The organism is Rhizobacter sp. P2_H2, from assembly GCF_056403375.1.
In genome coordinates, this window is the sequence record NZ_JBFUFP010000501.1 from 1 (window position 1) to 3877 (window position 3877).

3 protein-coding genes are annotated in these 3877 nt (G+C 67.9%); all 3 read left to right on the top strand.

Going from position 1 to position 3877, the window contains the following annotated elements; all coding sequences use genetic code 11:
- Positions 1-717, top strand: a 717-nt coding sequence (locus AC1D15_RS21170) for an acyl-CoA desaturase (protein WP_477827517.1), incomplete at its 5' end; no start/stop codon positions are given.
- 21 nt (positions 718-738) lie between these two features.
- Entirely contained in the window at positions 739-2520 is a 1782-nt protein-coding gene (locus AC1D15_RS21175) for a fatty acyl-AMP ligase (protein WP_477827518.1), read from the top strand.
- Positions 2521-2532: 12 nt separating this feature from the next.
- Entirely contained in the window at positions 2533-3876 is a 1344-nt protein-coding gene (locus AC1D15_RS21180; RefSeq protein ID WP_477827519.1) for an aminotransferase class I/II-fold pyridoxal phosphate-dependent enzyme, read from the top strand.
- Position 3877 lies beyond the last annotated feature (1 nt).

Sequence of the window (3877 nt, forward strand, 5' to 3'; positions counted from 1 at the left end):
TTCTACCTCGCCAGCGGATTGGGCATCACCGTCGGCTATCACCGCCTCTTCGCGCACCGCAGCTTCGCAGTGGGCCCGTTCTGGCGCGCGCTGCTGGCGGTGCTGGGCTACACCGCGGGGCAGGGGCCGGTGGTGTATTGGGTGGCACACCATCGCCTGCACCACGCCCGAACCGATACCGACTCCGATCCCCACAGCCCCCTCGACAAGACCGGCAGCATCAGCGCGCGATCGTTCCTGCACGCCCATGTCGGCTGGATGCTGATGAACAGGAAGGCCAACCCCGGCGTACTGGCGGCCGACCTGCTGAGGGATGCAGCCCTGGTGCGGATGGAGAAGCACTACCTGCGTGTCCATGTTGCCTCGATCCTGTTGCCCGGCGCCATCGCGGCACTGCTGACGGGGTCGCCGGCCGCCGCCGCGAGTGCCGTGATGTACGCCGGGTTCTTTCGGCAATTTGCGGTCCTGCAGGTGGTCTACGCGATCAACTCCGTCTGCCACGCCTTCGGAAGGCGCAGCCACGACACGGATGACGCCAGCAGGAACGTCTGGTGGCTGAGCGTGCCGTCACTGGGCGAGTCCTGGCACAACAGCCACCACGCGAATGCCGGGGCCGCCAATTTCGGCCGGCACTGGTACGAGATCGACATCGGCTATGCCGCCATCAGGCTGCTCGCCGCGCTGGGCGTGGCGACGGATGTCGTGCGCGTCAAGTGAACCTGGGCCGGAGATCGATTCATGGAGTCCAAGATGCCAGTGCGCAGCGCATTTGCAGAATCCCTGACCCAGCTGCTTGCAGCGCGGGCGCGCGAGTGCGGTGGTCGGGTGGCGTATCGATTCCTTGCTCGCGGCGACGCCGGCGATCCGCCGATCACCTACGGCGAACTCCACGAGCGTGCGCAGCGGGTTGCGGCTTCGCTGCAGGCGGCCGGCCTGCGCGGCGAACGCATCCTGCTGTACGTCGGCACGGGCGCGGATTTCGTCATCTCGTTCTTCGGGATTCTCCTTGCCGGCGCCGTCGTGGTTCCCTTGAGTCCGCCGCACCTGTCGCGTGCGCTCGCGCGCTCCGAATCCATCGTGCGCAACGCCGGTGCCAGGATGGCCATCGTGCCCGGCACCCTGCTGAAGCGATTCGTGCAACTGCAAGCGACGAACGAAGCCTTTGCCGCGCTGCAGTTGAGAACGCCGGACGAGCTCGAAGCCCGCACATCCGGCGGCTGGATCGATGCGGCGCCCCTCAGTGACTCGCTGGCCGTTCTCCAGTACACCTCCGGATCCACCGCGACGCCCAAGGGCGTATGCATCACCCACGGCAACTTCCTGCAGAACGCGGCGATGATCAGCCGGGCGATGGGCTTGAGCGAGCGCACGGTGGGCGTCAGCTGGCTGCCCCTGCACCACGACATGGGCCTGATGACCGGCGTGATCGGCCCGCTCTTCAATGGCTGTCCGATGACACTCATGCCGGCCGGCGCATTCGTGTCCGATCCGCTGATGTGGCTGCAGGCCCTGACGCGGCACCGGGCCACCGTCACCGGGGCGCCGAACTTCGCATACGAGCTGTGCCTCGAGAAGGTGCCTCAGGAGCAACTGGCCGGCCTCGACCTGAGCAGCCTCGAGGTGGCCTTCTGCGGCGCCGAAACCGTGTGCGCCGACACGCTGCAGCGATTCGCGTCGCGTTTCGAGGCGTGCGGTTTTCGCAGCCGTTCGTTCTTCCCGTGCTATGGGCTCGCCGAGGCGACCCTGATGGTGTCGGGCGGGCCTGAAGGCGAGCCGGCACGCGTCGTCAATGTGGCAACGTCTGCACTCGGGCAGGGCCGGGTCGCCGCCCCGCAGGCCGCCGAGCCGGCGCAACGGCTGGTGAGTTGCGGGCAGGTGCTGGCCGGACTCGACGTGGTCATCGTGGACCCGAACACCCTGCGGCCGTGTCCCGCGGACCGGGTGGGCGAGGTCTGGGTCCGGGGCAGCAGCGTTGCGCACGGCTATTGGGGCCTGCCGGAGGAAACCGAGCGTGTCTTCAACGCGCGGATTGCCGGCGATGCCGGCGCAGGATTCCTGCGCACCGGCGATCTCGGCTTCGTTCGAGACGGCGGGCTGACGATCGTCGGGCGCCTGAAGGAATTGATCGTCATCTGCGGCGTCAACCATCACCCCMAGGACATCGAGGCGACGGTCGAGACCTGCCATCCGGCGATCGGGCGGCATGCCGGCGTCGCGCTGCCGTTGGAAGAGAACGGACGCGAGTCGCTGCTGATCGTGCAGGAGATCAAGCGGACATGGCGCAGCGATCCGCAGCCCGTGCTCGACGCGATCATGGCGGAGGTCGCCCAGCGGCACGGCGTACGCCCCGCCGTCGTGGTGCTGGTCAGCCAGGGCAGCCTTCCCCGAACCACCAGTGGAAAGCTCCAGCGCAGTGCCGCGCACGCAGCCCACGTCGGCGGCCGACTCGACGCGGTCGCCCGCAGCGACCGGCCCGCCCATGAGCAGGGCCCACGGCATGCCCACCCCGTCGCCGCCTGAAAGGAACTTCACGTGCTGGATCAATCCGAGAACTGCAGCAGCCGGGTGGCGACGACGGCGCACGACGAGCACGACCGCCGCACGAAGGCCACGGGCCCGATCGACTCGCGGCATTCGAGCCTGCACGAGTTCCTTGTCGCTTCGCAGCAGGACACCTTGGCATTCGCCGAGCGCTTCGAGCAGTTGTCGGCGTATGTCGACGACCTGGTGCGCCGCAGGCACTACCACTACCGGCGAGTGAGAACCGGCGGCTCGGCAGGCCTCGCCAGGTTGCTGGACCGCGACAGCGGACGCGTCGTCGAGGTGATCAACCTGGCATCGAACGACTATCTGGACCTGTCCCGGCACCCGGCGACCATCGCGGCCAGCATCGCCGCGACCCAGCGCTACGGCGCCGGAACCAGCGCGTCGCCCGCCGCCATCGGCAACACCGATCTGCACGAAAGGCTGGAGCGAGAACTCGCCGCCTTCACGAACTGCGAAGCCGCGCTGCTGTACAGCTCCGGCTTCGGCATGAACTGCGGCGTCCTGTCGGCGCTGCTGCGGCGCAACGACCTCGCCATCGTGGACAGCTGCGTGCATGGCAGTGTCATGGAAGGCTGCCGCGGCGCACCCATGCGGACCTTCGCGCACAACGACCTCGACGCGCTCGAGCGCATCCTGGTTCGCTCGCGAAGCCAGTACGCCAACCGGCTGGTCGTCGTGGAGGGCGTGTACTCGATGGACGGCGACCTGGCGCCGCTGGCGGACATCGTCAGGCTTGCACGCCGCCATGACGCGATGCTGATGCTCGACGAGGCCCATTCCACCGGTGTGTTCGGCGCTCGAGGGCGGGGGACGGCGGAACACTTCGGCATCCTCGGCGGGGTCGACATCGTCGCCGGCACCTTCAGCAAGAGCCTGGGCAGCGTCGGCGGCTTCGTGGCGGGATCGCGCCGGCTGATCCGCTATCTCCAGATGGCGAGCCGGCACTATGTGTTCTCGGCATCCGTGCTCCCGTCCGTCGCGGCATCCGTCCTGGAGGCCCTTCGCATCCTCGACGACGAACCCTCGATCCGCGAGCGCCTGTGGCGAAACGTCGAGTACTTCGGACGCGGATTGCGTGCCCTGGGCTTCGACATCGGAGCCAGCGCCTCGGCCATCTTTCCCGTCATGGTCCGCGACGATCTCAAGGTCAAGGCGCTTTGCAGCTGCCTCTATGACGACGGCATCGTCGTCACGCCGGTCGTGTTCCCGGGGGTGCCCGAGAAACAGTCCCGCATCAGGCTGAGCGTGACCAGCGGACTCGAACCGAAGCAGATGGACCATGCCCTGGAGCGTCTGGCGCATCACGCCAAGGCGCTGCAGATCATCTGAG